The sequence below is a fragment of the Actinomadura terrae genome, from assembly GCF_022751215.1.
GTDB lineage: Bacteria > Actinomycetota > Actinomycetes > Streptosporangiales > Streptosporangiaceae > Spirillospora > Spirillospora terrae.
In genome coordinates this window covers 832,117-858,693 of record NZ_JAICDG010000001.1, presented here as the reverse complement: position 1 = coordinate 858,693, position 26,577 = coordinate 832,117, and the positions used below count along the sequence as shown (strand labels likewise).

Sequence of the window (26,577 nt, the reverse complement as noted above, 5' to 3'; positions counted from 1 at the left end):
CGGTCCCCCACGGGTCAGGCGCCGTGTCGTGCCTGGTCGGACTCAGATTCTCGGACCAGGGCCGGTCCCGGACACCGCGACCCTACGGAACATCACCTGGGGGTTGTAACCCGGTTCGCCGTGAGTACTACCACTCATCCGATTACGTGGGGATGCGGATGCCGGGGCGCGGGCGCCGACCGGCACAATCACCGGGTGACCAGCACAAAGATCAGGAACATGGGCGTGCGGAATGCCGGTCGGCACGAGGCGCGGCTGCTGTGGGAGGGCAACCGGGGCCTGTACGCGCTGCTCCAGGCGGCGCGCCACGCCGGGCCCCTCGTCCGCGTGCCCCGGCTCGGCTGGGTGGTGACCGACCCGGTCCTCGCGCGCCGCGTGCTGAACGACCACGGCTCGTTCGCGATGAACGGCGAGGGCGGCGTCGGGCACCTGTGGACGCAGCTCTTCGGCGAGGAGATGGGCCAGTTCTTCGGCGGCGCCCGGCACGCCGAGGTGCGCACCCGCGCCCGCGACCTGTTCACCGAGGACGCCGCCCGCACACTGGTGGAACGCTCCCAAGGCGCGCACCACGCCGCCCTCGCCCGGCGCCTGGCCGCCGGTGCGAGCGTGGACGTCGCCGACACCGCCCGCGTCCTGGCCGGACGGATGGTCGCCGACCTGCTCGGGCTCCCCGCGAACCGTCCGGCCGCCGCCTACCGCGAACTGTTCGCCGCGGGCGAGCGGCTCGCCTCGCTCGCCCTCGGCACCACGTCCTCGACCGACCTCGACCCGGCGACGGTCGGGCGGGCCCGCGCGATCGTCGAGAAGATCACCGCGGCGGTCCCGGACGCCTACGCGGCGGCGGGCCCGGACACGCTCCTCGGCCGCTGCCGCGCGATGGGCCTCGGCCTGCCGCTGAGCCGCGGGCTCGCGACGCTGCTGGTGATCGCGGGCACCGAGACCGGCGCGTCCGGCACCGTCCGGACGGTGGCGCTGCTGCACGACACCGGCCAGCAGCGCGCGCTGCTCGCCGACCCGTCCCTGACCGGCAACGCCGTGCGCGAGGGCCTGCGCGTCGCCGCCCCCGCCCCGGTGATCGGACGGCACGTCGCCCGCGACGCCACCGTCGCCGGGCGGACGCTGCGCGCCGGGGAACGCGTCCTGCTGCTGACCTACCTCGCCACCAACGGCGCCGGGCCGTTCGACGTCCACCGCCCCTACGTGCCCGAGACGCGGCAGCTCTGGTTCGGCGGCGGCCGCCACCTGTGCCTCGGCGCCGCAGTCGCCCGCGAGCAGGTCGCCCGCATGCTGGAGACGCTGCACGCCGCCGGACGCACGTACCGGATCACGTCCCGCCGCGCCGCGCGCCGCGTGCTCGTGCCGTCCTACGCGAGCCTGATCGTCACCCTGGAGCCGCAGGCCACGTGACCCCCCGACCCGCAGGTCAGACGTGGGTGACCTGCTGGCAGGGCTGGGTCGCCTGGATCGGCGCGGACAGGTCGTAGGGGTCCACCGGCTTCCCGGGGGGCGCCGAGCCCGGCGTGCCCGGATAGGTGGGGTGGACGAAGGCGTCGCCGAGGTCGCAGGCCATCGGCGCGGTGGAGCTGTCGGTGCGGTTGATCCACACCCGCGCCCGCCCGCGCTCGCGGTGGACGAAGACCTCCATCGCGCGCCGCACGATGACGCGCGTCGTCGTCGAGGGTGAACCGGGGCGCCGCACCGCGTACACGAACAGGTGATCGGTCCTGACCTTCGCGCCGTCCGCGCCCTGGTCGCGCGCCTTCTCCACCGCCACGGTCCCGTGCACCTTGACCACCTTCGTGACCGGCTCGGCGGTGCCCGCCGCGAAGCTCGTCAGCCACGCGCGGCTGTTCTTCGGCCCCCGGCGGTCGAGGGCGCGCTCGAACTCGCGGCGCTGCCCCGGCTCCAGCAGCCTCGCGAACGCCTCGGGCCTGCGCTCGAACACGACGGCCGGGTCGAGGTTCGCCGCGACGAGCAGTCTGCGGACCTGGACGAGGGCGAGCGCCATGTCGGCCTCGGAGAGCCCGTTCAGCGCCTTGGGGTCGGGCATCTGGAGCCCGGCCTCGCCGTCGGGGTAGTCCACCGCCTTCGACCCCGCGAACGGGTCGGTGGGCGTGCCTCCCGGGCTCGGCGCGGGCAGCGGCAGAAGCGCCGCGCCTTCGGTCGCGCCGCCCGCGTCGCCGGGCCGGTTCCACCACCACAGCGCCGTGGAGATCAGCAGCAGCACCAGCACGCCGCTGATCACCTGGACGACGGCCTTGCGGTGGCTCGGGTCCTGGTACCCCGTGGCGCGCGGGCGCGCGAACATCCTCCACCGGGAGCGCCGGGTGCCCCAGCCGCGCTCCCAGCCTCCGCCGAGCATCCCGGCCCGCCGCTCCTCCCGCCGGGCGCGCCACCGCTCGCGCCTGCCGGGCACGTGGGCGCGCTCACGGGCGGACGGCTCGGTGAACGCCGCACTCCTGACGAAGTCGTCGTCGAACACGGGCTCGTCGTCGAACGCGGGCTCGTCGGCATCTGGGGGCATGTCTCGGACTCTCTCCGGCGCGGGCGAGGTGAGCCCAGGCTAACCGAACCCTCCCCCGCCCGAACCCCCCGCGCGGTCCGTCCCGCCCTCACCTCGGGGATGGTCCGAAGATATTCCTTGACAAGAATATTCTCTGTGGAGAATACTTCGGGGCATGGACACCACCCTCCTCGCCGCGCTGGCCGATCCGGCCCGCTGGCGGCTCGTGAGCCTGCTGGCCGAGCGGCCCCGGCCGGTCGGCGTCCTGGCCCGGCTCGCCGACGCGCGCCAGCCGCAGACGACCAAGCACCTCCAGACCCTGGAGCGCGCCGGCGTGGTCACGTCCCGGCGGGTCGGCCAGCGCCGCCTCTACTCGCTCCGGCCCGGCCCGTTACGAGAACTGGCGGACGCCCTCACCGGGCTCGCCGACACCGCCGACCGGCCCGGCGGCCTCCAGGAGGTCTACGACCGCCACGCGGCCGGGCTCGACGCGGAGCGGCAGGCCGCCGAGAGGCCCGGGTGGGCCGACGGGCGCTCGTTCGGGTTCCGCCGGTCGCTCGCGGGCAGCCCCGAGCAGGTCTGGCGGCACCTGACCGAGCCCGCGCTGCTGGCCCGCTGGTGGACGCCCGACGACCTGCGCGTCTCCGAGCTCGTCTTCCAGGCGCGGCCGGGCGGGCGGATCGTCCTGGAGTACCGCGACATCGAGGACACCGAGGGCTCGGACGCGGTCGCCGGACGCGCCGAGGGCGTCGTCGAGGAGGCGTGCCTCCAGGAGCGGCTCGGCTACCGGATGTCCACGCTGCTGCCGGACGGCGGCCTGGCCTTCACCGCCCACATCGCCTTCGCCCTGAGCCCGGCCGACAGCGGCACCGATACACAACTCGACGCGCACTGGCGGATCACCGACAGCGCCATCGAGTCCGCCGACTTCATCGCCGGCATCGAGATCGGCTTCGGCCAGAGCCTCGACAAGCTCGCCGCCGCCCTCACCGCCGACGACCAGTGACAGACACAGACAGAGACACAGGGAGCTTCCCATGGGACGACTGATCATCAACGTGGCCATGACCGTCAACGGCGCCTTCGAGGAGCCGGCGGCCGAACCGCAGGGCGGCTGGCTGGTCACCGACCCGCACAGCATGCGGGCCGGGCTGGAGATGTGGCAGGCGGCCGACGCCATGGTGCTCGGACGCAGGACCTACGAAGGGCTGGCCGCCGTCTGGCCCACGCTCGTGAACGTCCCCGGCTTCGAGGCGTACGCGGCCCGGATGAACAGCATGCCGAAGTACGTCGCGTCCCGGTCGCTGGCCGGCCCGCTGGAGTGGAACGCGACCCTGCTCGACGGCGACCTCGCCACCGCGATCAGCCGTCTCAAGAGCGAGCACGACGGCAACCTGATCGTCCCCTCCGCCGGCGGGCTCGCCCGCGACCTCATCGCCCAGGACCTCGTCGACGAGTACTGGTTCAACGTCAACCCCTACCTGTGGGCGACCGGTGAGCGCGTCTTCGACGCGATCGGGCCCGTCCGGCTGGACCTCGTCAACACCACGACGTTCCCCTCGGGCGTCGTCCGCCTCTGCTACCAGCCCGCCCCGAAGGAGTAGAAGCGTCCGGTGGTTCGGGCGGCCAGGGTGCACCGCGCCCTGGCCGCCTCCTTTTGAGGGGTTTCGGTGGGTGTGCGGAAAGCGACGGCGAGTGTCGGTGGGGGTGGCTAGGCTCGCGGCGCGGTGATCAGGAGGGGTGAGGGTGGATTTTTCAGACGTTTCGCACGCGGTCGCGCTGGGGGCGAGCGATCCGCAGGAGGCGCGGGCGCGAACGCTGCGGATGGCGGGCCGCCTCGCGGCTGAGGAGATTCCCGCGTTCCTCGACGACGCGGCGCGCCGGTTCGCGGAGGCCGGGCAGGCCGAGCAGGGCACGTTCCTGTTCGGCCGGGCCCGCGAGGTCGAGGAGGCGCACGCCCGGCTGTTCGGGCTCGACATCGACGCGGCCCGGGTGCAGCGGACGCTGGTGGAGCTCGTCCCGCACGGGGTGATCACCGCGACGCTGCTGCACGAGCACCTGCGGCGGCTGGCGCTGCGTCCCGACCCGGCGGTCGCGCACGGGTGGGCGCGCGCGGCGGTGGGCGCGTTCTTCGACGCGGGCGTCGTCCCGTACCCGAACGTGGTCGCCGACCTGCTGCCGGTCGCGCGGGCCGCCGGGGTGGACGAGGCCGAGGAGACCGACCACTTCGCCGAGCGGCTGCTGCGCGGCGGGATGCTCGCCAAGGCGCCGCTGCCGGTGTGGGAGGCGGTCGACGGCGCGCTGAAGCGGCTCGCGGAGGACCCGGAGTTCCTCGACCTGCTGATCGCGGCGCGGCCCGACCTCTACGACGACCCCGAGACCCGGGCCGAGCACCACCGGAAGTGGCTGCTGCTGCTCGGGCTGGTCAGGGCGGGGCGGCGGCTGCCGAAGGAGTGGTTCGTCGAGCTGGGCGCGCAGCCCGCCGCCGAACTGATGCGGGTCGCGGGCGACGCGGGTGACCGCGTGTTCCCGCCGCTCGGCCGCTGGTTCGACCCGGACTCCGACCCCCTCACCGGACGGCCGGAGGCGATCGTCCAGGCGAAGGCGCCGCACTGGACGTCCGGCACCGCCGACTTCACCGCGTTCGCCGCGAAGGTGGAGGACGACCGGACGGCGCGGGCCGAGCTGGCCGCCTACGCCCAGGAGGTGGGCAAGTACGGCAACGTCGACTATCCCGCGATCCTCACGGAGCTGTGGGCGCACCCGCCGATCCGCCGCGTGCTGACCGAACTGGTCGAGGGCTGGAAGGCCGAGTGCGCGACCGGCGACCTGCGCGGGTTGGAGCGGTCGCTGCCGTGGCTGACGCCGCTGGCCGCGACCGCGTCACCGGTCAAGGACGCGCTCGCGGACGTGGAGGTCACCGACCCGGTCGACGCGCTGTGGCGGGCGCTGCGCACCGGCATCCCGGAGGAGCTGCGCTTCCCGAACCTCGGGGAGTCGCCGGTCACCGTCGTCCTGCACGGCGACCACCTGTCGCTCGGCGTCGCGGGCAAGCGCGTCGAGGTGCTCGGCCCCGGCGGCCCGGTGCTCCGCCGCGACGGGGAGTTCCCCGGCGCGACATTCCCCTGGCACGATGGCGAGGAGTTCTGGCTCTCGCGGCTGAACGGACGGCGCCCGGAGACGTACCGGCTGGTGGAGGGCGGCCTGGAGGTCCCGGGCGACCTCGCGGCGGCTGACGCGCGGTGGCCGCGCAGCCCCGCCGCCGCAGCGGTCACGTTTCCGGGTGCGGCCGAGCCGGTGCAGGTCACGCTCGACCGCGGGCTTGTCAGCGTCATCGCCGACGGGCGGCCGACCGTCCGGGTGCGCTTCGACCCGGTGCAGGGCGCGGAGGTCATGCCGCCGCCCGGGTTCTGGCCGCACCTCGCCCCCACCGACCCGGCCGGGTCGGCGGCGCTGCGCCGCCTCGACCGCGACGGCGCGGCGAGGCTGATCGACGCGGCGCTCGTCCACCCGAAGGAGCTGGAGGCGGAACTGCCCCGCGTGCTCCCCGAGGCCACCGACCCCCGGCTGCTGAACGGCGTGACCGAGCTGACGCGGCGCGCCGCCGCCTGCCTGTTCCGGGTGCTGCGCCTGCGCGACGCCCTCGGCCTGGACCACCCGGGCGAGCTGCCCGAGCGCGTCCGCACCCGGCGCGACCTGCGTCCGGGAGGGTCGGTCGGGCAGATCGTGGCGGTCCGGTACCTCGCGGAGGTGCTGGAGGAGGCCGCCGGGACGGGCCCCGCCTACGACACCCCGCACCCGGTCGGGCGCGTCGAGATCCCCGAGAGCGGGCGCGGCGTGTACTTCCCGTTCGGGACGCTCGGCGGCACGGCGCTGCTCGCGGCCATGCCGTGGACGGCCGAGTACGTCCGCGCCAGGCTGCTCGACACGCTCGCCGCCTGGGGGAACACGCCCTGGGGCGACGGGAGCGGACGGTGGCGGCGGCTGTGGTTCGCGGCCCAGACCACCCAGGACCCGGTCGGCCGCGTCTGGCGGACCCCCAACGGCGCGATGATCAACCTGTCGTTCCAGAACCACCCGCACAAGGACTCCGTCGCCATCGAGTACTCGCCGGACGGCACGTTCCGCGACTTCACGTTCCCGGGCTGGCACGACAGGCACCCGCCCAAGCCGCAGGGCTGGGGCGGCGCCGACCGCGTCGCCCGGCTGCTGCGGCTGATCGCCGAGCGCGGGCCCGCGCCCTACGACGTGGCGGCCGTCCGGTCGCTGGCGGAGCGCACGGGGCTGCCCGTGCCCACCGCGGCGTCGGCCGCGTGCGGATACCCGTTCACGGTGGGCCACGACCACGAGCGCTCGCTGCTGCCGCCCGACGTCGTCGCGCTGTTCGAGAACCCGGAGACCGGCGAGCACGCGGGCAAGACCGGCTCCTGGCAGCTCGACGACGCGCTCCGCGAGGTGCTGATGCCCGACGACCCGGAGGATCTGTGGACCACCGGCATCGCCGTCGACAAGGCCGTCGCGTGGTGGAACGGGGGCGGCCGCGACATCGGCCTCTGATCCGGCCCGCCCGCCCCGTCCGATGAGATTCGTCTGAGGGGGCGGGCGGCGGTCAGGCGTTCTTGGCGGGAGCGATCTTGGCCGTCCAGCTCGCGGCCTCGTCCGGCGTGAGCACGTGGTCGAGGGTGATCGTGGGCTTCATCAGCGGGTAGATGCGGCCGGTGTCCCAGGCGCGGGCGTAGGGCGGCGGGTCGAGCACGATCACGCGGTGGCCGTCCAGGACGGGGACGTCGGCGGGGCGGCCCTCGTTCCAGATCCACTCGCCGTGGCCGTCGACGAGGTTGAAGCGGCCCTCGATGCCGCCCACCGGCCGCGGTTGGCCGTCGGTCGCGGCGGCCACCCACTCCGGGTCGGGCGGGGTGCCCTCGATGTGGCCGCCGCCGATCAGGGTCGCGGCGAGCAGCGTGTGGAGCTGGAAGTTGTCGCCGATGCCGCCGATCGTGAGCCGGTAGCCGCTGCCAGTCGGGCGGTGCAGGACGATCAGCGTCTCGTCGTCCAGCACCCGGAGCAGGCCGTTCACCCAGGACGCGGCGGGCAGCAGCCCGGACGCCGCCTCGGCCGCCGCCGCGAGGCGCTCGCGGTTCGGCAGCGAGTCCCGCACCTCGCGGCGTTGCAGCGGGACGAGGAGGCCCTGCGCCCAGGTCGTGGCCGTGAACCACGCCTCGGTGGCGTGCCCGGCCTCGACGGCGGAGAGCGCGAGGGCATCGGGGTCGGCGGCGTTGAGCCGCTCCAGCACCACCGGCACCTGCGTGTCGTCATCGGGGGACGGGAGCTCGGTGCCGCCCGCGCTGTCCCACAGCGCCGGGAAGCGCGCGGCCAGCTCGAAGCACTCGGCGACGCGGGCGGTCAGCGCTTCGAGGGCGGCGCCGGGGTCGGCGCCGAGGTCCATGAGGCCGCCGGCCAGGATCGCGAGGTCCGGTCCCTCGCCCAGCGCGACGTCGGCGAGCACCGGCGCGAGGACGGTCAGCGCCTGCGTCTTCTCGGCGGTGTCCGCCTCCTGCGCACGGAGGATCGCGGCGTCGTGCGCGGAACCGGCCGCCACCCAGTCGTGCCGCCGGGTCGTCTCGATGAAGTCGGCGCAAAGGTCCGGAAGCGTCCGTGAGTTCTCTGCCGTGTTCCCAACCATGTCGCTCAGCATCGGCGAAGCGTAGCGACCGTTTTGGCACATGTTCCGGGATCGGTCACGCACTGCCGAGAACCCGGCACTAATCGACAACCCGGCCCGCGCCGAAGCGCGCCTGGAGGTCCCGGTCGACCTCGGTGAAGTCGCGCGCCTTCGTCTCCGGGACGAACCGTCCGGTGAACAGCAGCCCGGCCACCGAGATCACCGCGAAGATCCAGAAGGTCTCGCCCTCGCCGATGAGCGAGACGACCGGCAGGAAGACCAGGCTGACGGTGAAGTTGGACGCCCAGTTCGTCGCCGTGCACGCGCTGGAGCCCGTCGCGCTCGCCGCGGGCGGGAAGATCTCGCCGATCAGCGTCCAGAACACGGGTCCGACCCCGCCCGCGTACGCCGCGATGTAGAGGACCATGAACAGCAGCGACAGGCCGGACGTCCAGCCCGCCACGAACGCCAGGCCGAGCAGCCCCATCGTGACCGCCATCGCCGCGAACGAGGCGAGCAGCAGGTCGCGGCGCCCGATCCGGTCGATCAGCCGGATCGCGACCAGCGTCATCACGAGGTTGATGGCGCCGATCGCGATCGAGTAGACGATGGCGTTCGAGGCGGTCAGCCCGGACTCCTCGATGATCGTCGGCGCGTAGTAGATGATCGTGTTGATGCCGCCGAACTGCTGCCCGGCGGCCAGCGCGAGCCCGACGACGAGCGCGGGGCGCACCCGCCGCGCCCGCAGCGCGCGCCACCCCGAGGCGTCCCGGTCGGCGGGGTCGGCCCGCTCGCGCTCGCGCCGGAGCCGCTCCTCGCGCCGCCGGATCAGCCGGTCGGCGGTCTGCTCGTCGCTCACCGACGCGACCAGCGCCCGCGCCTCCGCGCGCCGCCCGTGGCCGAGCAGCCACTCCGGCGACTCGGGGATCACCCACAGCGCTGAGGCGACCATGACCAGCGCCGGGACGGCGCCGACGCCGATCATCGCCCGCCACGTCCCGCCGCCGGAGAAGACCAGGTTGACCAGGTAGGCGACGAGGATGCCGATGGTGATCATGAGCTGGTTGAGGGTGAGCAGCCGGCCGCGGATCTCCTTCGGCGAGATCTCCGCCAGGTAGGGCGGGACCGTCGCCGACGCGGCGCCCACCGCGAGGCCGAGCACCAGCCGTCCCGCCACGAGCATGCCGTAGCCCGTCGCCAGGACGGCGATCGCGGTCCCGACCAGGAAGACCACGCCCTCCAGGCAGAAGATCCAGCGGCGGCCGATCCGGTCGGCGATCCGGCCCGATCCGAGCGCGCCCGCCATCGCGCCGAGCACCAGCACGCTCACGACGCTGCCCTGCTCGAACGAGTTCAGGTGGAAGTCGGTCTTGATGAACAGCAGCGCCCCGGAGATCACGCCGGTGTCGAAGCCGAACAGGAAGCCGCCGACCGCGATCAGCGCGGCATGGAACCGGATCCGCCGCAGCCCCTCGGCCGAGACGCCCGCGACCGGCCCCTCCGCGACCGGCGCGCTGGAGTATCCCTGCACGTCAGACCCCCTCCCCGGCATGCCCTCGGCGGCCACGCCGGCCTCACGCCCACAGGTCGACCACGACCTTGATGTCGTCCTCGTGCTTGCGCAGGCCGTCGGCGAAGCCCTCCATCGGGACGCGCCTGGTGACCAGCCGGTCCAGCCAGCCGGGCTCGGCCTTGGCCAGCGCGGCCGCGCCCTGCCGGAAGTTGTCCCGGGAGGCGTTGACGGAGCCGAACAGGACGGTGTTCTCCAGCACCAGCTCCCGGTTGACCGCGTCCGCCGCGACCGGCACGGCGCGGGTGCCCGAGGAGATGCCGGTCAGGCAGACCACCGCGTCCGGCGCGACGATCCCGGTGAGCCGGAACACCAGCGGGCCGTGCCCGGTGCACTCGATCACCGCGTCCGGCGTCACGCCGATGTCGCCGACGTCGCCGGTGTGGAAGGCGGCGCCGAGGTCCTCGACCAGCGCGCGCTTGGCCGGGCTGTCCCGGATGTCGAAGACGTGCGTCTCCAGCCCGCGCTGGACGGCGAGCAGCGCGGCGAAGAGCCCGATCGGCCCGGCGCCGGTCACCAGCGCCACCCGGGGCCGCCACGACGAGCGGGTGAACAGCAGGTCGGTCTGCTCCCACGCCTTGGCGAGCACGGACGCGGGTTCCAGCAGGACGCCGCGGTCGCCGAGCGCGGGGTCGAGCTTGACCGCGTACTCCGCCTCCGTCACCCAGCGCCGCGCGCCGAACCCGTCCAGCTCCTTGATGCCGCGCTCGGTGTAGCGGCCGTTGCGGCAGAAGTCCGGCTCGCCGTTCGCGCACGGCACGCAGGGGACGGGGTCGGGACGCCGCACCAGCCCGACGACCAGGTCGCCCTCGTCGAACCCGCTGCCCGGGGGCGCCGAGAGCACCGTCCCGAGCGACTCGTGCCCGATCACGAGGCGGTCGCGGCCGGGCGGCGGCCAGCCGTAGCCGTCGCCCTCGACGATGTCGCGGTCGGTGCCGCAGATGCCGAGCAGCCGTCCCTCGACCAGCAGCTCGCCGGGCCCCGGGACGGGCTCGGGCCGCTCCTCCACCCGCACCAGGTCCGGCCGGCCGGGCGCCACGGTGATCGCCTTCACCCGGTGTGACTGCCCGCTGCGGCACCGTCGACACACCCGGCCCGCACGCCATGGGACGATCCAGGGCGAATGATTGACATCCCGGCATGTCGGCGGGACGGGGCGTCCGGCGCGCCGCCATTGATGTGCTCTTCGGAACACTTTTGGACGCCGTGCCCAATATTGAACTCAGCGGTAACGACCGGAGGCTAAGGTCTAGTTTCATCGGCGGTGTCCTGGGGATGCCGGTGCCTGTGCGGCCGGGGTCCCGCGACTGACGGGAGTGGTGCGTGGGCGAGGACTGGCGTGGCGGCGACGCGGACGGACCGTTGCGGGTGGCCCTGCTGTCGTACCGGAGCAAGCCGCACTGCGGCGGCCAGGGCGTCTACCTGCGGCACCTGAGCCGCGAGCTGGCCGGTCTCGGGCACGCCGTGGAGATCCTGTCCGGGCAGCCCTATCCCGAGCTCGACCGCGACGACATCACGCTCACCAAGATCCCGAGCCTCGACCTGTACCGCGACGAGGACCCGTTCCGCACCCCCGCGCTCGCCGAGTTCCGCGACTGGGTCGACGTGCTGGAGTTCGCCCACATGCGGACGGGCGGCTTCCCCGAGCCGCTGACGTTCAGCATCCGCGTCCTGCGCGAGCTGCGGCGCCGCCGCCGCGACTTCGACGTCGCGCACGACAACCAGGTCCTCGGCCTCGGCAACCTCGGCATCGCCCGGCTCGGGCTGCCGCTGGTCACCAGCATCCACCACCCGATCAGCGTGGACCGGCGGATCGAGCTGGAGGCGGCCGGCGGCGTCCGGGAGCGGCTCGGCAAGCGCCGCTGGTACGGGTTCGTCGCGATGCAGTCGCAGGTGTCGCGGCGGATCGGCACGGTGCTGACCGTCTCGGAGTCGTCCAAGGTCGACATCGTCAAGGACTTCCGGGTCGACCCGCGCGACATCGAGATCCTGCCGCTCGGCGTCGACACCCGGATCTTCCACCCGCGCGGCCCGCGCGTCCCCGGCCGGATCGTCGCGATGGCCAGCGCGGACGCGCCGATCAAGGGCGTGGACGTGCTGCTGCGCGCGGTCGCCAAGGTCGCCACCGAGCGCGACGTCCACGTGATCGTCGTGAGCCGCCCGCAGAAGGACGGCCCCACCGAGCGGCTCGTCCGCGAACTCGCGCTCGGCGAGCGCGTGCGGTTCGTCCACGGGATCAGCGACGGCGAGCTGGGCGAGCTGATGGCCTCGGCGGAGATCGCGGTCGTCCCGTCCCGGTACGAGGGGTTCTCGCTGCCCGCCGTCGAGCACATGGCGTCCGGGACGCCGCTCGTCGCCAGCCGCGCCGGGGCGCTGCCCGAGGTCGTCGGGGACGCGGGCGTCCTGGTCGAGCCCGGGGACGCCGAGGAGCTGGCCGCCACCCTGCGCCGCCTGCACGACTCCCCCGCAGAACGCGAGCGCGTCGGCGCCTCCGGGTTCGAACGCGTCCAGGAGCGGTTCGCCTGGCCCGCCGTGGCGCAGGCGACCGTCGGGCACTACCGGGCCGCCATCGAGCAGCAGCACTACCGGCGGCTGGCCGCGACGCGCAGGCGCGAGGCGGGCCGCCCGGCGGGCCGCCGGACCACGCGCCGCTGAACCCGGCGGACCGCTCCAGGCCGCCATGCAAGAGGGAAGCCGCTCACGGCGCCCCGTACGGAAGGAGCACGACCCTGCTGACCGTGGATTTCGACCGGTTCCGCGTCGCCCCCGGCGACCGCGTCCTCGATATGGGCTGCGGCGCCGGACGGCACGCGTTCGAGCTGTACCGCAGGGGTGCGCACGTCGTCGCCTTCGACCAGGACGCCGAGGAGCTGGCGAGCGTCGAGGCGATGTTCGGGGCGATGCGCCTCGAAGGCGAGGTGCCCGGCGACGCGTCCGCCGAGACCGTGCGGGGCGACGCGCTCGACCTGCCGTTCCCGGACGACCACTTCGACGGGATCGTCGCGGCCGAGGTACTGGAGCACATACCGGACGACATGCGCGCGATGCGGGAGCTGCTGCGCGTCCTGCGACCCGGCGGGAAGCTCGCGGTGACGGTGCCGAGCTGGCTGCCGGAGCGGGTCTGCTGGGCGCTGTCGGAGGACTACCACACCGCGCCCGGCGGGCACGTGCGGATCTACACGCGCGCCGAGCTGGAGGCCAAGCTGAAGGCGGTCGGCTTCCGGGTCGGCGGGCACCACCACGCGCACGGCCTGCACGCCCCGTACTGGTGGATCAAGTGCGCGGTCGGCGTGGACAACGACGCGAACCCCCTCGCGAAGGCCTACCACAAGGTCCTCGTGTGGGACATCATGAAGCGCCCGCTCGCGACCCGGCTGGCCGAGCGCGCCCTCAACCCTGTGATCGGCAAGAGCGTCGTCGTCTACCTCGCCAAGCCCGCCGCGCCGGGCGGCGCGCCCTCCGCCCCGGCCAGGGAGCCGGCGGATGCCGTCTGACCTCGCCCCCGATCCCCGTGGGACCCCGTCGGTTCCGGGCGTGCTCGGCGCGGACGCTGTCGTCGCGACGGCGCGGAGCATCGCCGCGCAACAGGAGGAGTCCGGAGCGATCCCCTGGTTCTCCCCCATAGAAGGCATCGCCGGACATGTGGACGCCTGGAACCACGTGGAGGCCGCGATGGCGCTCACCGTGGCCGGGCTGCGCGAGGAGTCCCGGCGGGCGTACGAGTGGCTGCGCGGCGTCCAGCGCCCGGACGGGTCGTGGCCCGCGAAGTGGATCCTCGGCGAGGTCACCGAGCCGGGCGGCGAGTCCAACCACGCCGCCTACGTCGCCGTGGGGGTCTGGCACGAGCTGCTGATGACCGGGGACGAGGAGTTCGCGCGGCGCATGTGGCCGGCGGTCCGGCGGGCGGTCGACTTCACACTCGGGCTCCAGACCCGGCGCGGCGAGGTCATCTGGATCCGGGGCGCGGACGGCGCCGCGTCCGACCACGCGCTGCTGGCCGGCTGCTCGTCCATCTACCAGTCGCTGCGCTGCGCGGTCGCGCTCGCCGAGCGGCTCGGCGAGCACCAGCCCGACTGGGAGCTGGCCGCCGACCAGCTCGGCCACGTGGTCGCCGCGCACCCCGAGGCGTTCGCCGACAAGAGCCGCTGGTCGATGGACTGGTACTACCCGGTGCTCGGCGGCCCGGTCCGGGGCGAGGCCGCGGCGCGGCGGCTCGCCGCCGGCTGGGACGCGTTCGTCGTGCCGGGCCTCGGCTGCCGCTGCGTGTCCGACCAGCCGTGGGTGACGGCCGCCGAGAGCTGCGAACTCGTCATGGCGCTGGACGCGGCGGGCGACCGCGAGGGCGCGCTGGAGCTGTTCGCGAGCATCCAGCACCTCCGGCACGAGGACGGCTCCTACTGGACGGGCTGGCAGTACGAGCACCGCCGCCACTTCCCCGGCGACCGCTCGACCTACACGGCGGCGGCCGTCGTCCTCGCCGCGGACGCGCTGGACGGCACGTCCCCCGGCTCCCGCCTGTTCAAGGAGATCGCGGGCCGCCCGCTGGGCCCCTGCGAGGCGTCCGACCCGACCGCCTGCGGCTGCACCCTCCAACCCGTCCCCCGCTGAGCCCGTCCTACAGGGCGAGTGGGGTGCCGGTCCTCTCCAGGACGCGGAGGGAGCCTTCGGCGCGGCGCTCCTCGAAGGCGTTGCCGGCCAGAGCGCGCAGGTAGACGTCGTAGGGCGGGCGGCCGCCGTCGTTCGGGTCGGGGAAGACGTCGTGGATCACCAGGGCGCCGCCGACCGCGACGTGCGGGGCCCAGCCCTCGTAGTCGCCGTGCGCGTGCTCCGCGGCGTGGCCGCCGTCGATGAACAGCAGCGACAGCGGCGTCCGCCAGAGGGAGGCGACCGTCCGGGACTGGCCGACGACCGCGACGACGTGGTCCTCCAGCCCGGCGGCGGCGATCGTCTTGCGGAAGGTGGGGAGGGTGTCCATGCGCCCGGTGCCGGGGTCGACCAGGGACGGGTCGTGGTGCTCCCAGCCCGCCTGGTTCTCCTCCGAGCCGTGGTGGTGGTCGACGGTGACGACGACGGTCCCGGCCAGGCGCGCCGCCGTGCCGAGGTAGACGGCCGACTTGCCGCAGTAGCTGCCGACCTCCAGCATCGGGCCGGTCCCGGCCAGGCGCGTGCCGTAGTGCAGGGCCGTCTCGTACAGGGCGAGGCCCTCGGCGTCCGGCATGAAGCCCTTGGCGGCGCGGGCGGCGCGCAGCAGGGCGGCGGGCATCGGGGCAGGTACAGGGGCAGGCTCAGAGGCAGGCATGGCGGGTGCTTCGACTGGTCGGGTGTCGGTCGTCCCCGGTCGGGTGGACGCCTCGCTGTGGGTCATCGCTCTCCTTCGTGGCGCACCCTATCCGAGGGCGTGTTGGTCAGCGTTGGCAGCGTTCGCCCGGCATGCGATCCTTCTGCGTGTCCGGTCGGGACACCTAGTCGATCATGGAGTGCGGGTGGCGGGCGCAGGTTCGGTGGGACGGTTCACCACGCGCGGGCGGCGCGCGGTGGTCGCGGGGCTCGTGGCGGCGGTCGTCGCGGTCCCGGCTCCGTTCGGCGTCGCCCCGGCGGCGGAGGCGGCCGCGCGTGCCACCGCGCGTGCCGCCTGGGGCGTCCGCATCCATGACATCCAGGGCGCCGCGCATCTGTCACCGTTGAACCACCGTGCGGTGGCGCGGGTGCCCGGAATCGTCACCGCGTCGACCAGCAACGGGTTCTGGATGCAGGACCCCGCGCCCGACAAGGACGACGCGACGTCCGAGGGCGTGTTCGTCTTCACCCGCACCCGCCCGCGCGCCGTGGTCGGTGACAACGTCCAGGTGGACGGGAGGGTCAGCGAGTTCCGTCCGGGCGGCGCGTCGTCCGCCGGGCTGACGCGGACGGAGATCGACGCGACCGGCACCGTCGTCGTCGCGCACGGGGCGCCGCTGCCCGCGCCGACCGTGCTCGGGCCCGGCGGGCGCACGGCGCCCACGAGCCGGATCAAGGACGGGCGGGGGGACGTGGAGCGGCGCGGCGGCTTCGATCCGCGTGCGAACGGGCTCGACTTCTACGAGTCGCTGGAGGGGATGCGGGTCCGGGTCCAGGACGCGGTGGCGGTCGGCCCGTCCCGCGACGGCGAGCTGCCCGTGCTGCCCGCCGCCGGAGCCGGTGCGGGGACGCGGACGGCGCGCGGCGGGATCCTGCAACAGGACGGCGACGCCAATCCCGAGCGGGTCCTGCTCGACGACGCGCTCGCGCCGCTGCCCACGATGAACGTGGGCGACCGGCTGGGCGGCGCGTCCGACGGCGTCCTCGACTACGCCTACGGCGACTTCAAGCTGCTGCTGACGGCGACGCCCCGGCGGGTGGGCGGCGGGCTCGCGCCGGAGACGACGCGTCCGGCGCTGGCGGGCGAGCTGGCCGTCGCGACCGCCGGGCTGGACGGGCTCGACCCGGACTCGCCGCCCGAGCGCTTCCAGGCGCTCGCCGGCGACATCGTGCGGGGGCTGCGGTCCCCCGACCTGATCGCGGTGAGCGGGATCGGCGACAACAGCGGCGAGGCCGACGACGGCACGGTCGCCGCCGACCAGACGGTCGCGGAGCTGATCACGGCGATCAGCGCGGCGGGCGGGCCCGGCTACGACTGGCGTTCGGTGAACCCGCGCGACAACGCCGACGGCGGCGAGCGCGGCACCAACTCCCGGATCGGGTTCCTGTTCCGCACCGACCGGGGGCTCGTGTTCGGCGACCGTCCCGCCCCGGCCGAGCCGATGCAGGACGAGCCGTCCCCCGGACGTCTCGACCCGGCGGTCACCCCGGTCGCGGTCGTGCGGCGCGACGGGACGGCCGGGCTGACGCTCAGCCCCGGGCGGATCGCGCCCGGCGACGCCGCCTGGGCCGACTCGCGCAAGCCGCTCGCGGCGGAGATCACCTGGCGGGGGCGGCGCGTCATCGTCGTCGCCGGGCAGTGGTTCGGCCGGTCCAGCGACGACCAGCCGCTGTTCGGCCGGTTCCAGCCGCCGTCCCGGCCGAGCTCGTGGCGCCGCGACGCGCAGGCGAGGGTGGTCGCGGGGTTCGTGCGGTCCGTCCGGAAGGTGGACGAGAAGGCCGCGGTGATCGTCGCCGGCGACCTCGGCGAGCGGGAGACCGGCGCGCCCGTCCGGCGGCTGGCCCAGGAGGGCGGGCTCACCGACCTGCCGGAGCGGCTCCCGGCGCCCGAGCGCTACACCGCCCTGACCGGCGGGAACGCGCGGACGCTCGACCACATCCTGCTCAGCCCCGAGTTGCGGCGCCGCCGCCACGAGTTCGACGTCGTGCACCGGGCGGCCGAGTTCGCCGACCGGGCGGGCGACCGCGATCCGGCCGTGGTCCGGATCGACCTTTCGGAGAAGCGGCCCGCGTCCCCGCATTAACGGGCTGTCCATTGGGTCGAGATAGGGCTGTCCCTTTTTCCGGTGGTGTTTTCGGGCGTTCGGGTCGGGCACCGGACGGTCGTCCACACCCCCTCGGGGAGGAGACCCACCCCAATGGCATATCGATATCGATCGGGAATCAGCCTTTTCGGACTCCTCTACATCGTCGTGGGCCTGTTCATCGCGTGGGACCACGGCTACATCACCGCCAGCCTGATACGGCGCATCGTCAGTGCGCTCCTGGCGGTCTTCCTTTGGTTCCTTGTGCTGCTCGGAGTGGACCTGAACATCCACACCTGAGCCCCTGGACGGACACGGGCCGTTCCGCCAACTCTCCCCGCCCCGGAACGGCCCGTGTCGACTACCTCGACCACCTCGACTACCCCGACGTCAGACGCACCTCGCGTCCGGGTCATGGACGGTGGTGCCCCGGGGTGATAGACCGCGCGGTAGGCGCGGAGCTACGTTCCGTTCATGGCGAAAAAGGGATGTAGTTGCGGACACAGCAGTGGATGTTCCTGCGCGAAGGGCTGCTCCTGCGGCTGTAACGGCTGATCAGCCCGCGGTCGGCACGGTCGGGACCCAGAAGCGGAGCTTGACCCCGCGCCGGTCCTCCAGGACGCCGCCGTTCTTCTCGATGACGCGGCGCGAGCCCGGGTTGTCCTCGTCACAGGTGATCAGCGCGGGATCGACGCCCAGCCCGGCCGCGACCGGCAGCGCGGCGCGCAGCATGCTCTCCGCGTGCCCCCGGCGGCGCGCGGACGGGCGGACGTCGTAGCCGATGTGGCCGCCCACGTCGAGCAGCCACGGGGTCAGGCGGTGCCGGATCGCGATACCGCCGAGGAACTCGGGGCCCTCCACCCACCAGAGCGTCGTCGCGGGGACGAACCCGTTCGGGCGCGGCGTCTCCTCAAGGGCCAGCGCGCGCAACTCCCCGACGAATTCCGCGAAGACGTCGGGGGCGGCGAGCCGTGCGGCGTACGTCCTGATGTCGCGGCCGAGCCGGGAGAGGTCGGCCGGGGCGCCGCGTCCCTCCGCGCGGAACTCCTCCATCGCGGCGAGGTAGGAGCGGTGGACGGACATCGTCGGCGGGACCAGCTCCGGCATGATCCTCCTCAGCGTGCCGCTCAGGGCATGGCCGCGCGCCACAGCAGCGTGGACGTGCCGCGATGGGCGGCGCGGGTGCCGAGCGCCAGCAGGTCGCCGCCCAGGGACGTCAGGACCGTGAGCCGCGAGTCGCCCGGCCCGTCCAGCCCGGCGGCGGGGACGCGGCGCCAGGCCGCGCCGTCCCGGGACGTCCAGATCCCGGCCGCCCTGCCGAGCGTCCCGGCGACGACCCAGCCCTTCGGCGTCGCCGCGACGGCCGTCGGCACCGTACCGGTGGGCGGTGTCGCGAGCTGCGGAGCGGCCGTCGACAGGGTGAACGTCGAGAGCCGCACGCCGGACAGTGCGGGGGCGGCCGGCTTCGACGGTTCGGCCGGCGTGGGCGTGCCGGTCAGGGGGCGGGGCGTCCAGGTCGCTCCGGCGTCGGTGGACACCAGCGGAGCCGAATTCGGGCCGACCGCGATCAGCGCGTCGCCGCGCGCCGCCACTCTGGTGAGCGGCCCGGGCGCGAGGGCGGCGGGGAGTTCGGCGGTCTTCCAGGTGAGGCCGTCCGGCGAGGTCCAGATGGCAGGTGCCGTGCCACGGCTGCCGACCGCGACGTAGCCGCGTGCCGTCGCGGCGACGTCGGTGGGCCTGCCGTCGATGCCGGTGCGCTTCCAGGACGTGCGGTCGGTAGTGCGCCGGGCCGCGCCGGGGCCGACGGCGACGTACCCGGCGGGTCCCGTCGTGACGGCGGAGGGCCCGGTGCCTGAAGCGCCCTTGGGGAACGGGACCTTCGTCCAGGACGCGCCGTCCGGCGAGACGAACGCGAGCGGACCGGAGGAGGCGCCGGACGCGCGGCCTACGGCCAGCCAACCGCCCGACCCGTACGCGACGTCGGACAGCCAACCGGGGGTCGAGGGAACCGGGGCGCGGGTCCACTGGCGTCCGTCCGGCGAGCTCCAGACGGCCGTGGCGCCGTTCGTGCTGCCGACCGCGACGACCCGTCCGGGGCCTGTGCTCACCGACCTGATCGTGCGCTCGGTGTGGACGGCGCCCGGCACGGACGCGAGGTCCACGCCGGACAGGTAGGCGTCGTCGCCCCGGTGCCCGGCGAGCGCGACCGTGCCGTCCGGGGCGACGGTCAGGCCGCTGACCTCGGTCGCGGGGCCGGCAGCGGGGCCCGCGACCGTACCGGTCGGCTGCCAGGTGCGTCCGTCGGCGCTGCGCAGGACCGTGCGGCCGGCCCTGCCCTTGACGCGGTCCGTGATGAGGACGGCCAGGCCCTCCGCGCTCCCGCCGAAACGCTCGACACCCGTGTACGCGGCGCCGCCGAACGTGCCCGCCGCGCGCCAGCGCCGCCCGTCCGGCGAGGTGAGCAGGACGCCGAACCGCGTCGTCCTGCGGTGCTTCCTCCGGCCGGTCGTGCGGCTGCCCTCCCGGACGGTGGCGAACCCGCCCCGCCACGCCACCAGGCCCTTCGTCGCGCCGTGGGAGCCGTGGCCCTGCGGGACGTCGACGGCCGTCCAGGTCCGGCCGCCGTCCGCCGACCGCCAGACGCCCTCGCCGCGCACCGTCCGCGTGGCCTTGCGGCGGCCCTTCTTGCGGGTGACCTTCTTCTGGTACGTGCCGTGCGTGACCAGTACGTCCCCGGACGCGGCGAGCCGGTCGAGCCCGGTGATCCCGGCGGCCCGGAGCCCGTCGAGGCGCTGCCAGGCGCGGCCGTCCGCCGAGCTCCACACCACGGCCCGGCCGGACGCCGCGCCCGCCGCCACGAACCCGCGCGGGGTGCGCGCGAGCGCGTTGACCTCGTCGGACGGGCGGAACACAGCACCGGTCGGCGGCTGGCGTGTCCAGCTCTTGGCGTCCTTGCCGGTCCAGGTGACGACGGCGCCCCCGGCGTCCCGGCCGAGCGCCACCCAGGTCCCCTGGCCGCCGGACACCAGGCGGGGACGGTCGCCGAGCGGCGGTTCCGACCCGTCCGCCGCGCGGACCCGGGCCGTCCGCCAGGCGCTTCCCGAACCGCCCAGGCCGCTGGAGTACAGGAACTCGGCGCGTTCGCGGCCCTCGGCGCCGGGGCCTTCCGTGCCCGCCGCGACGAGCGTCGCGCCGTCCGAGCCGAGGGCGGCGAGGTTCTGGACGAGCCCGTCCGTGGTGGCCACCGGGTCGGCCGCGAACAGCCGGTCGGCGGACACGGCCGCCGGGACGCGCGGACGGGCCGTCCCGCCCCCGTCCCTGCCGAGGAGCACGATCGCCCCGCCCGCCACCAGCACGAGCCCGGCCGCGATCGCGACGCCCGCCCGCAGCCGCCGCGTCCGCGCGGGGGTGCGGCGCGGTTCTGGCGGGGAGTACACCTTCTGGTCGATCGGCGTCCTGATCGGCTTCCACGCGGAAGGCGCCTCGGGCGGCGTCTCGGCCGGTGCCTCGAACGGCGTCTCGGAGGGGGCCACGGAAGCGGCCGCGGAGGGAGCCGCGGACGGGACGCGCGGCGCGGGGCCGTGGCCCCACGGCAGGTCCGCGGACCGCCACGCCTCGTAGGCGCGCTGCCAGGGCGACAGCGACGCGGGCAGCCCGGCGAGGTCGGCGGCGACGCCGAAGGTCAGGCGCCGCCGGATCCGGCGGGAGTCGATCGGCTCGTTGTCGACGGCCCCGCCGACCGGCCCGGCCTCGACCGGGAGCCGTACGTCGTCCTGCTCGGGGGTCCTCGCCGTCACACGCGCTCCTTCACCGGCCGCGGCCCGGTTCGCCATGGATCGACCCATCAAAATGGATCAACCCATCAAACCGCGCCACATCCGCCCGTGTCCGGACATCGGCGTGAACGGCGGCCGATCCTAGCCGTGGGAGCGTTCTATCACCTCAGGCCCGGCGAAACTTATCTTTCGCCTCGATCTCCCCCTTGTACGCGAAGCCCTGGATATGGAGCACCGGCGCGTCCACCGCCGGTGCGCCGCCGACCTCGCAGGACACGCCCACGCCCGCCGCCTCGACCCGCACGCCCGCCGGGACCACGATCTCGACCGTGGACTTGTAGGCGAGCACGCGGATCGTCGTGACCGGCCCGTCCAGCTCCACCTCGCGCAGGTCGAGCAGCGAGTGCCCCTTGTAGAGCACCGTCGTGAACCGCTCCGGCAGCCGCCACCGGCCGCTGCGCCTGACCGCGCTCTTGTAGGCCATCTGGAACCGCCCGGCCGGGCGTCCGGCCGGTCCGACCGGCGGGACGCCCGTGGACGGCAGGTCGTCGGCCACCCGGCCGAGTTCCGCGTGCGTGCGGGCGGCGAGCGCGAGGTCGATGCGCTCGTCAAGCTCGGTGTCGGTCAGGCGACCCTCGGCGTAGGCGGTGTGCAGCCGCACGAGGGTCCGGTCGCGGTCGCCGTCCGAGGCGCGCAGGGCGGCTCCGGCGTTCGGCTGCTCGGCGCTCATCACATCTCTCCTTCACGGCTTCCCGGCGACGTCGACGCGGCCCGCCTCCGGACGGCGACGGGACTCGCGATGTATCGTAACTCGCCGTCACTCGGTTTTCGAGAGATTCGCCCGAATCCGGCCGACGCGCGATCTTGGTTCCGGACCGCCGGACGTCCGTCCACTAGATTCGAGAGCGGCCCGTATACGGCTCGGAGGACGGGGGGACAAGGTCCATGGGCGCGACGTACGGCCCGTACACGCTCTACGACCTGGACGCGCTGCCCGAGGAGGGCCGCCGCTACGAGCTCGCCGACGGCTGGCTGCACGAGCTGCCGGGCGACGTCTGGCACGACCACGCCGCGCAGCAGCTGCGGAGCGTCCTCAAGGAGGCCGCGCGGCAGGCCGACGCCGACGTCCACGTCGCGGGCGCCCCGCAGGACGTGACGACCCCCGCCGGTGTCCGCAAGCCCGACGTGTTCGCCGTCAGCCGCGACGTCGCGCGCGCCGCCCTGGAGCGCCGCACCCGCACCTACTACGGCCCCGACCTGATCCTCGTCGCCGAGGTCGTCACGCCCCGCACGGTGAACGAGCAGATCGACCGCGTCCGCAAGGTCGAGGAGTACGCCGCCACCGGCATCCCGCACTACTGGATCGTCGACCTGGAGCCCCGCCCCACCGTCACGATGCTGGACCTCGGGGACGGCGGCTACCAGGTCGCCGGCAGGGCCCGCGCCGGGGAGACGCTGACGCTGGAGCGCCCCTTCACGATCTCCTTCGACCCCGCCCGCCTCTCCGAGATGGACTGACCGTGTTCTTCGCGATCTCGGTCAGCGTGCTCGCCTGGCGGCTCGCACGCTGACCGACCTTGTGCGGACGCGGCATCGCTTCGCGATCTTCCCGGCTACGCGCCGCGCGACGGCTGACGCCCCTTCGAGACCCCGCCCTGGTCGCGGGTTCAGCGGGCCAGGTGGCGCAGATAGGCGTCGCGGTCGAGGGGGTTGCCGTCGGTGCGGTGGCGCGCGGGCGGGCGGCCGGTGACCGGCCTGTCGCCGGACGGCCTGGACCACCACGTCCCCTCGCCCCGGGTCAGCGAGGGCAGCGACCGCTCGGCGTCGCGGATCCGGGACGCGGGGATGTCGCCGCGCACCGTCCACCCCCCGTCGGCGGACGGCTCGGGCTCCAGCGCGTCCGCGCCGAGGGCCCCGAGCCGGGCGAGGACGGGGCTCAGCGCGTCCGCCGGGATCTCCGCCTCGAACGCGTGGACCGGCTCGTACACGCGCGTCCCGGCGCCCTCCAGCGCCCGCATCAGCACCAGCGGCGTGAGGCCGCGGAAGTCGGCGGCGGTGCTGACCGGCGCCGCGTAGCCCGACCGGGTCAGCACGACGGCGCAGTCGGTCACCGGCCAGCCGTGCAGGCCCTGGTCGAGGGTCCGGCGGACGGTCTCCTCGATCGCCCGGTCGAGCGCGTGCGGCAGCGCGCCCAACTCGACCTCGCGGCGGAACGTGACGCCCTGCCCCGGCTCGACGCGGAGCCCGACCGTGGCCCAGAAGTCGGGGGTGCGGCGCCGCCAGTTCATGTCCTCCTCGGCCTCGCCGACGCCCACCGGGCGCTCGGCGTAGACGGTGCGGCTCTCCTCGAAGACCGCCTCGACCCCGGCGTCGGCGAGCAGCCGAGCACCGATGATCTCCTTCTGCACCTCCCCGTACAGCAGCACGGACGTCGCGCGGCCCGGCATCGGCCGCGCCCGGATCAGCGGGTCCTCGTCGGCGAGCGCGAGCAGCGCCGCGCGCAGCCGCGCCGACTCCGCGGGCCGCCGCGCCGAGACGACCGTCTCCAGGGTCGGCGGCGGGAACGCGGGCACGGCGCGCTCCGGCTCGCCCACGTGATCGCCGACCCGCACCCGGGGCAGGCCGCGAATCCGGGCGATGCCGCCCGCAGTGAGGCCGCCGCCCGGCTCGGCGGCGCCGATGACGTCGAGGCTCGTGAGCTGGCCGCTGTGCGCGCCGTCCCGCCCCTGGAAGGCGACCCGCTGCCGCGGCCGCAGCTCCCCCGAGAACAGCCGCAGGTAGGCCACCTTCTCCCCGGAGGGCCCGCGCTCGACCGCGAACACCGACCCGCGCGCCTCCCCCCGGCCGTCGGCGGGGGCGGGCGGTAGGAGGGCCGCGATCCCCTCCAGCAGGTCGGCGATGCCCGCGCCGGTCATCGCGGACCCGAAGTACAGCGGCTGGACGATCCCGGCGGCCGTCTGCGCGCGCAGCGCCGCCCGCACCGCGCCGGGCTCGGGGTCGCGCCCGTCCACGAGCGCTTCGAGGAGGCCCTCGTCGGCCTCGGCCAGGATCTCGGGATCGGGCCCGCGCGGCACCGTGCGGGCGGCGGGCGTGCCCACGTCGAGCACGTCGTTCAGCGGGACGGCGCGCCCCGGCAGCCTGTCCCGGATCGCCGCGAGCGTCCCGTCCCGCCGCGCGCCCATCCGGTCGATCTTGTTGACGAGGACGAGGGTCGGCAGCGACAGCTCGCGCAGCGTCCGCATCAGCACGCGGGTCTGCGCCTGCACGCCCTCCACGGCCGACAGCACCAGCACGGCGCCGTCCAGGACGCCGAGGGCGCGCTCGACCTCGGCGATGAAGTCGGCGTGGCCCGGTGTGTCGATCAGGTTGACCCGCAGCGCGCCCAGCCGGAACGACGCGACGGCGGAGCGGATCGTGATGCCGCGGCTGCGCTCCAGCTCGCCGCGGTCGGTCTGGGTGTCGCCGCTGTCGACGCTGCCGAGGCGCGCGATCGCGCCGGTGTCGAACAGCAGCCGCTCGGTCAGGCTGGTCTTGCCCGCGTCAACATGCGCGAGGATGCCGAGATTCAGGGTGGAACGGGTGGAGTCGGTCATGGCCGGTGAAGTCCAGGAAGGCTCTCGTCCTGGCAGGGAACGTGGAGTTCTCGAAGACCTGGCGCATCTCGCCCCCATCACTCGGCCACATGACCCCGCCATCCTGCCAGCGCGACTGTGTTTCCTTCAATCTCGGCCCAGCGTGCTCGCCTGGCGGCTCGCACGCCGACCGATCCTGTGCGGGCGCGGAATCGCTTCGCGATCTTCCCGGTGGGACCTCGCCTCCGGCGTCGGCCCCACCGCTCAGCTACGCGCCCGCGCGACGGCTGAGGTCGCCGGGCAACATGTCCTAGGCTCGGGGGCGTGCTGCTGATCACGACGCTGGAAGCGTGGAAGACCCGGCCCGGGGCCCGGTTCGTGCTGGCGGACGCCGGTGCCGTCTGGGCATCCGAGGACGGGCCTGACGCCCTCGCGATCGCCGACGACGCGTTCGCCTCGGGCCAGGTCGTCGCGGTGACCCTGGACCCCGGGCTGTCCCCGCCGCCCGACGAGATCGACCTGGCGGCCACGGCCGTGAGCGACGTCCGGTACGCGCGGCGCGGGCCCGACGGCCGGCACGTGGCGTTCCTGAGGCGTCCCGCCACCGCCGAGGCGCTGGACCTGCTGCCGCATCCCGAGGGCGGCTGGTACCGGGAGACGTGGCGGACCGAGGCCCGCCTCACCCCGGACGGCTACCCCGGCGAGCGGCACACCGCCACCGGCATCTACTTCCTGCTGCCGCCCGGCGAGGAGTCGATGTGGCACGCCGTCCGCTCAGACGAGGTGTGGCTGTGGCACTCGGGCGGGCCGCTGGCGCTGCTGCTCGGCGGCGACGGCGAGGCGCCCGGCGACGCGCCGGAGACCGTCATGCTCGGTCCGGACCTCGCGGCGGGCGAGATCCCGCAGGCGATCATCCGCGGCGGGGTGTGGCAGGCCGCGCGTCCCGCCGGCGGGCGGGAGGTCCTCGTCAGCTGCGTGGTCTCCCCCGGCTTCGACTTCGCCGACTTCCGTCCCCCGCCGGACCCGGCGGGGGACGGCTCGGCGGCCGGCTAGTAGGTGACCGACTGGCGGCCGCTCATCGTGCGCATGATGTGCTCGACGAGCGTGATCAGCACCTGCTTGGCGTCCTCGCGGTCCCGGACGTCGCAGTCGATCACCGGCACGTCCGCGGGCAGGTCGAGCGCGTCGCGGACCTGGTCGGGCGTGTGCCGTCCCGCGCCGTCGAACCGGTTGACGCCGATGATGAACGGGACGCCGCGCCGCTCGAAGTAGTCGACCGAGGCGAAGCAGTCGGCCAGCCGCCGCGTGTCGACCAGCACGACCGCGCCGAGCGCGCCCTTGGCGAGCTCGTCCCACATGAACCAGAAACGGTCCTGGCCGGGCGTGCCGAACACGAACAGCACGAGGCCGTTCGGCAGCGTGATCCGGCCGAAGTCCATCGCCACGGTCGTGGTCGTCTTGTTCGCGACCGCCGACGTGTCGTCGATTCCGACGCTCTTCTCGGTGAGGGCCTCCTCGGTTTGCAGCGGGCGGATCTCGCTCACCGCGCTCACCAGAGTGGTCTTGCCGACGCCGAAGCCGCCGGCCACAAGGATCTTGACGGTCAGCGCGGACTCGCCGGGTGCGGCGGCCGCGTCAGAGCGCACGGATTCCATCGATCACTTCCTTGAGTACGCGCTCGCTGGGGAACTGCGCCACCGGCGCGGGGGGACGGACCTGGATCAGCGAGTGATCGAGAAGGTCGCCGAGCAGGACGCGGACCACCCCGAGGGGGAGTTCCAGATCCGACGCTATCTCGGCCACCGACAACGGTGTGCGGCAAAGCTCCAAGATCAATTCATGTTCCGGCTCCCGCGCCCACGGGGGCCCGGGCGCCGCGGACGGGTCGTCGGCGGGCTCCGCCGGGACGACGCTGGTGACCAGCGAGACGAGGTCGAACTCGACGCCGTCGTAGTGCGTCCGCCCGCCCGTGAGCGCGTAGGGGCGCACGACGGGACCGGCCGCGTCGTCGAACCACGCCGTCCCCGCCGCGCCGTGCCTGGCGCCATGCCCCGCCGCACCGGGACCCACAGC

At 74.5% G+C, this 26,577-nt stretch carries 22 protein-coding genes; 11 read left to right on the top strand and 11 right to left on the bottom strand.

Going from position 1 to position 26,577, the window contains the following annotated elements; all coding sequences use genetic code 11:
• Positions 1 to 195: 195 nt before the first annotated feature.
• Positions 196 to 1,407: a cytochrome P450 gene (locus K2F47_RS03765; RefSeq protein ID WP_242901244.1), complete on the top strand. Its 1,212-nt coding sequence runs from the start codon at positions 196 to 198 to the stop codon at positions 1,405 to 1,407.
• Between the two features lie 16 nt (positions 1,408 to 1,423).
• Here the strand turns inward: K2F47_RS03765 and K2F47_RS03760 are convergent, their stop codons facing one another.
• On the bottom strand, positions 1,424 to 2,524 hold the full coding sequence (locus tag K2F47_RS03760) for an SCO2583/SCO2584 N-terminal domain-containing protein (RefSeq protein WP_242901243.1): 1,101 nt from the start codon (positions 2,522 to 2,524) through the stop codon (positions 1,424 to 1,426).
• A gap of 154 nt (positions 2,525 to 2,678) precedes the next feature.
• On the opposite strand from K2F47_RS03760, the gene K2F47_RS03755 reads away from it, so the two are divergent.
• The 3 genes from K2F47_RS03755 to K2F47_RS03745 all read left to right on the top strand — a co-directional run bounded on the left by K2F47_RS03755 (position 2,679) and on the right by K2F47_RS03745 (position 7,060).
• Positions 2,679 to 3,509 carry a metalloregulator ArsR/SmtB family transcription factor gene (locus K2F47_RS03755; protein WP_242901242.1) on the top strand — a complete coding sequence of 277 codons (831 nt, stop codon included), beginning with the start codon at positions 2,679 to 2,681 and terminating at the stop codon, positions 3,507 to 3,509.
• A 31-nt stretch (positions 3,510 to 3,540) separates the two neighbouring features.
• A complete protein-coding gene (locus K2F47_RS03750; protein WP_242901241.1) occupies positions 3,541 to 4,107 on the top strand; it encodes a dihydrofolate reductase family protein in 567 nt (188 codons plus the stop codon).
• Between the two features lie 142 nt (positions 4,108 to 4,249).
• Positions 4,250 to 7,060, top strand: coding sequence for a hypothetical protein (locus K2F47_RS03745; protein WP_242901240.1), 2,811 nt, complete (start codon positions 4,250 to 4,252; stop codon positions 7,058 to 7,060).
• 52 nt (positions 7,061 to 7,112) lie between these two features.
• On the opposite strand, the gene K2F47_RS03740 is transcribed toward K2F47_RS03745, so the two are convergent.
• From K2F47_RS03740 to K2F47_RS03730, 3 genes are all read right to left on the bottom strand, one after another.
• Positions 7,113 to 8,198 (bottom strand): hypothetical protein, encoded by a 1,086-nt coding sequence (locus K2F47_RS03740; RefSeq protein ID WP_242901239.1) that lies wholly within the window; start codon positions 8,196 to 8,198, stop codon positions 7,113 to 7,115.
• 67 nt (positions 8,199 to 8,265) lie between these two features.
• Positions 8,266 to 9,696, bottom strand: coding sequence for a sugar porter family MFS transporter (locus tag K2F47_RS03735; protein WP_242901238.1), 1,431 nt, complete (start codon positions 9,694 to 9,696; stop codon positions 8,266 to 8,268).
• A 43-nt stretch (positions 9,697 to 9,739) separates the two neighbouring features.
• Positions 9,740 to 10,789 (bottom strand): glucose 1-dehydrogenase, encoded by a 1,050-nt coding sequence (locus K2F47_RS03730; protein WP_242901237.1) that lies wholly within the window; start codon positions 10,787 to 10,789, stop codon positions 9,740 to 9,742.
• A 269-nt stretch (positions 10,790 to 11,058) separates the two neighbouring features.
• On the opposite strand from K2F47_RS03730, the gene K2F47_RS03725 reads away from it, so the two are divergent.
• The 3 genes from K2F47_RS03725 (at position 11,059) to K2F47_RS03715 (ending at position 14,343) form a co-directional block, all read left to right on the top strand.
• Entirely contained in the window at positions 11,059 to 12,390 is a 1,332-nt protein-coding gene (locus K2F47_RS03725; protein ID WP_242901236.1) for a glycosyltransferase family 4 protein, read from the top strand.
• Between the two features lie 74 nt (positions 12,391 to 12,464).
• Positions 12,465 to 13,229 (top strand): class I SAM-dependent methyltransferase, encoded by a 765-nt coding sequence (locus K2F47_RS03720; protein ID WP_242902556.1) that lies wholly within the window; start codon positions 12,465 to 12,467, stop codon positions 13,227 to 13,229.
• Positions 13,219 to 14,343 (top strand): prenyltransferase, encoded by a 1,125-nt coding sequence (locus K2F47_RS03715; protein WP_242901235.1) that lies wholly within the window; start codon positions 13,219 to 13,221, stop codon positions 14,341 to 14,343. The genes K2F47_RS03720 and K2F47_RS03715 overlap by 11 nt, the downstream gene beginning before the upstream one ends.
• Positions 14,344 to 14,350: 7 nt before the next feature.
• Here K2F47_RS03715 and K2F47_RS03710 read toward each other — a convergent pair whose 3' ends face one another.
• The gene (locus tag K2F47_RS03710; RefSeq protein WP_242901234.1) at positions 14,351 to 14,998 is read right to left on the bottom strand and encodes a class I SAM-dependent methyltransferase; all 648 of its coding nucleotides are present in this window, start codon (positions 14,996 to 14,998) and stop codon (positions 14,351 to 14,353) included.
• Between the two features lie 220 nt (positions 14,999 to 15,218).
• On the opposite strand from K2F47_RS03710, the gene K2F47_RS03705 reads away from it, so the two are divergent.
• Complete coding sequence (locus K2F47_RS03705; protein WP_242901233.1) at positions 15,219 to 17,156, top strand: DUF8508 domain-containing protein; 1,938 nt, start codon at positions 15,219 to 15,221, stop codon at positions 17,154 to 17,156.
• 114 nt (positions 17,157 to 17,270) lie between these two features.
• Positions 17,271 to 17,456, top strand: a complete 186-nt coding sequence (locus K2F47_RS03700) for a hypothetical protein (RefSeq protein WP_242901232.1) — start codon at positions 17,271 to 17,273, stop codon at positions 17,454 to 17,456.
• A 255-nt stretch (positions 17,457 to 17,711) separates the two neighbouring features.
• Here K2F47_RS03700 and K2F47_RS03695 read toward each other — a convergent pair whose 3' ends face one another.
• The 3 genes from K2F47_RS03695 to K2F47_RS03685 form a co-directional block, all read right to left on the bottom strand.
• Complete coding sequence (locus K2F47_RS03695) at positions 17,712 to 18,263, bottom strand: GNAT family N-acetyltransferase (protein ID WP_242901231.1); 552 nt, start codon at positions 18,261 to 18,263, stop codon at positions 17,712 to 17,714.
• Positions 18,264 to 18,283: 20 nt separating this feature from the next.
• Positions 18,284 to 20,953, bottom strand: a complete 2,670-nt coding sequence (locus tag K2F47_RS03690; RefSeq protein WP_242901230.1) for a hypothetical protein — start codon at positions 20,951 to 20,953, stop codon at positions 18,284 to 18,286.
• 145 nt (positions 20,954 to 21,098) lie between these two features.
• Positions 21,099 to 21,662: a DUF1707 SHOCT-like domain-containing protein gene (locus K2F47_RS03685; RefSeq protein WP_242901229.1), complete on the bottom strand. Its 564-nt coding sequence runs from the start codon at positions 21,660 to 21,662 to the stop codon at positions 21,099 to 21,101.
• 215 nt (positions 21,663 to 21,877) lie between these two features.
• Between K2F47_RS03685 and K2F47_RS03680 the strand changes: the two genes are divergently transcribed.
• A complete protein-coding gene (locus K2F47_RS03680) occupies positions 21,878 to 22,450 on the top strand; it encodes a Uma2 family endonuclease (RefSeq protein ID WP_242901228.1) in 573 nt (190 codons plus the stop codon).
• 149 nt (positions 22,451 to 22,599) lie between these two features.
• Here K2F47_RS03680 and K2F47_RS03675 read toward each other — a convergent pair whose 3' ends face one another.
• Entirely contained in the window at positions 22,600 to 24,525 is a 1,926-nt protein-coding gene (locus K2F47_RS03675; RefSeq protein WP_242901227.1) for an elongation factor G, read from the bottom strand.
• 303 nt (positions 24,526 to 24,828) lie between these two features.
• On the opposite strand from K2F47_RS03675, the gene K2F47_RS03670 reads away from it, so the two are divergent.
• On the top strand, positions 24,829 to 25,557 hold the full coding sequence (locus K2F47_RS03670; protein ID WP_242901226.1) for a cupin domain-containing protein: 729 nt from the start codon (positions 24,829 to 24,831) through the stop codon (positions 25,555 to 25,557).
• On the opposite strand, the gene K2F47_RS03665 is transcribed toward K2F47_RS03670, so the two are convergent.
• Positions 25,554 to 26,159: a GTP-binding protein gene (locus K2F47_RS03665; RefSeq protein WP_242901225.1), complete on the bottom strand. Its 606-nt coding sequence runs from the start codon at positions 26,157 to 26,159 to the stop codon at positions 25,554 to 25,556. The two genes, K2F47_RS03670 and K2F47_RS03665, sit on opposite strands and share 4 nt — an antisense overlap.
• Positions 26,140 to 26,574, bottom strand: coding sequence for a DUF742 domain-containing protein (locus K2F47_RS03660; protein ID WP_242901224.1), 435 nt, complete (start codon positions 26,572 to 26,574; stop codon positions 26,140 to 26,142). The genes K2F47_RS03665 and K2F47_RS03660 overlap by 20 nt, the downstream gene beginning before the upstream one ends.
• Between the last annotated feature and the right edge of the window lie 3 nt (positions 26,575 to 26,577).

Excerpts from the sequence above, each read along its gene's own strand:
- K2F47_RS03760 (WP_242901243.1), bottom strand. The coding sequence starts at position 2,524 with ATGCCCCCAGATGCCGACGAGCCCGCGTTCGACGACGAGCCCGTGTTC.
- K2F47_RS03755 (WP_242901242.1), top strand. The coding sequence starts at position 2,679 with ATGGACACCACCCTCCTCGCCGCGCTGGCCGATCCGGCCCGCTGGCGG.
- K2F47_RS03695 (WP_242901231.1), bottom strand. The coding sequence starts at position 18,263 with ATGCCGGAGCTGGTCCCGCCGACGATGTCCGTCCACCGCTCCTACCTC.
- K2F47_RS03715 (WP_242901235.1), top strand. The coding sequence starts at position 13,219 with ATGCCGTCTGACCTCGCCCCCGATCCCCGTGGGACCCCGTCGGTTCCG.
- K2F47_RS03675 (WP_242901227.1), bottom strand. The coding sequence starts at position 24,525 with ATGACCGACTCCACCCGTTCCACCCTGAATCTCGGCATCCTCGCGCAT.
- K2F47_RS03685 (WP_242901229.1), bottom strand. The coding sequence starts at position 21,662 with ATGAGCGCCGAGCAGCCGAACGCCGGAGCCGCCCTGCGCGCCTCGGAC.
- K2F47_RS03740 (WP_242901239.1), bottom strand. The coding sequence starts at position 8,198 with ATGCTGAGCGACATGGTTGGGAACACGGCAGAGAACTCACGGACGCTT.
- K2F47_RS03700 (WP_242901232.1), top strand. The coding sequence starts at position 17,271 with ATGGCATATCGATATCGATCGGGAATCAGCCTTTTCGGACTCCTCTAC.
- K2F47_RS03750 (WP_242901241.1), top strand. The coding sequence starts at position 3,541 with ATGGGACGACTGATCATCAACGTGGCCATGACCGTCAACGGCGCCTTC.
- K2F47_RS03680 (WP_242901228.1), top strand. The coding sequence starts at position 21,878 with ATGGGCGCGACGTACGGCCCGTACACGCTCTACGACCTGGACGCGCTG.
- K2F47_RS03665 (WP_242901225.1), bottom strand. The coding sequence starts at position 26,159 with ATGGAATCCGTGCGCTCTGACGCGGCCGCCGCACCCGGCGAGTCCGCG.
- K2F47_RS03710 (WP_242901234.1), bottom strand. The coding sequence starts at position 14,998 with ATGCCCGCCGCCCTGCTGCGCGCCGCCCGCGCCGCCAAGGGCTTCATG.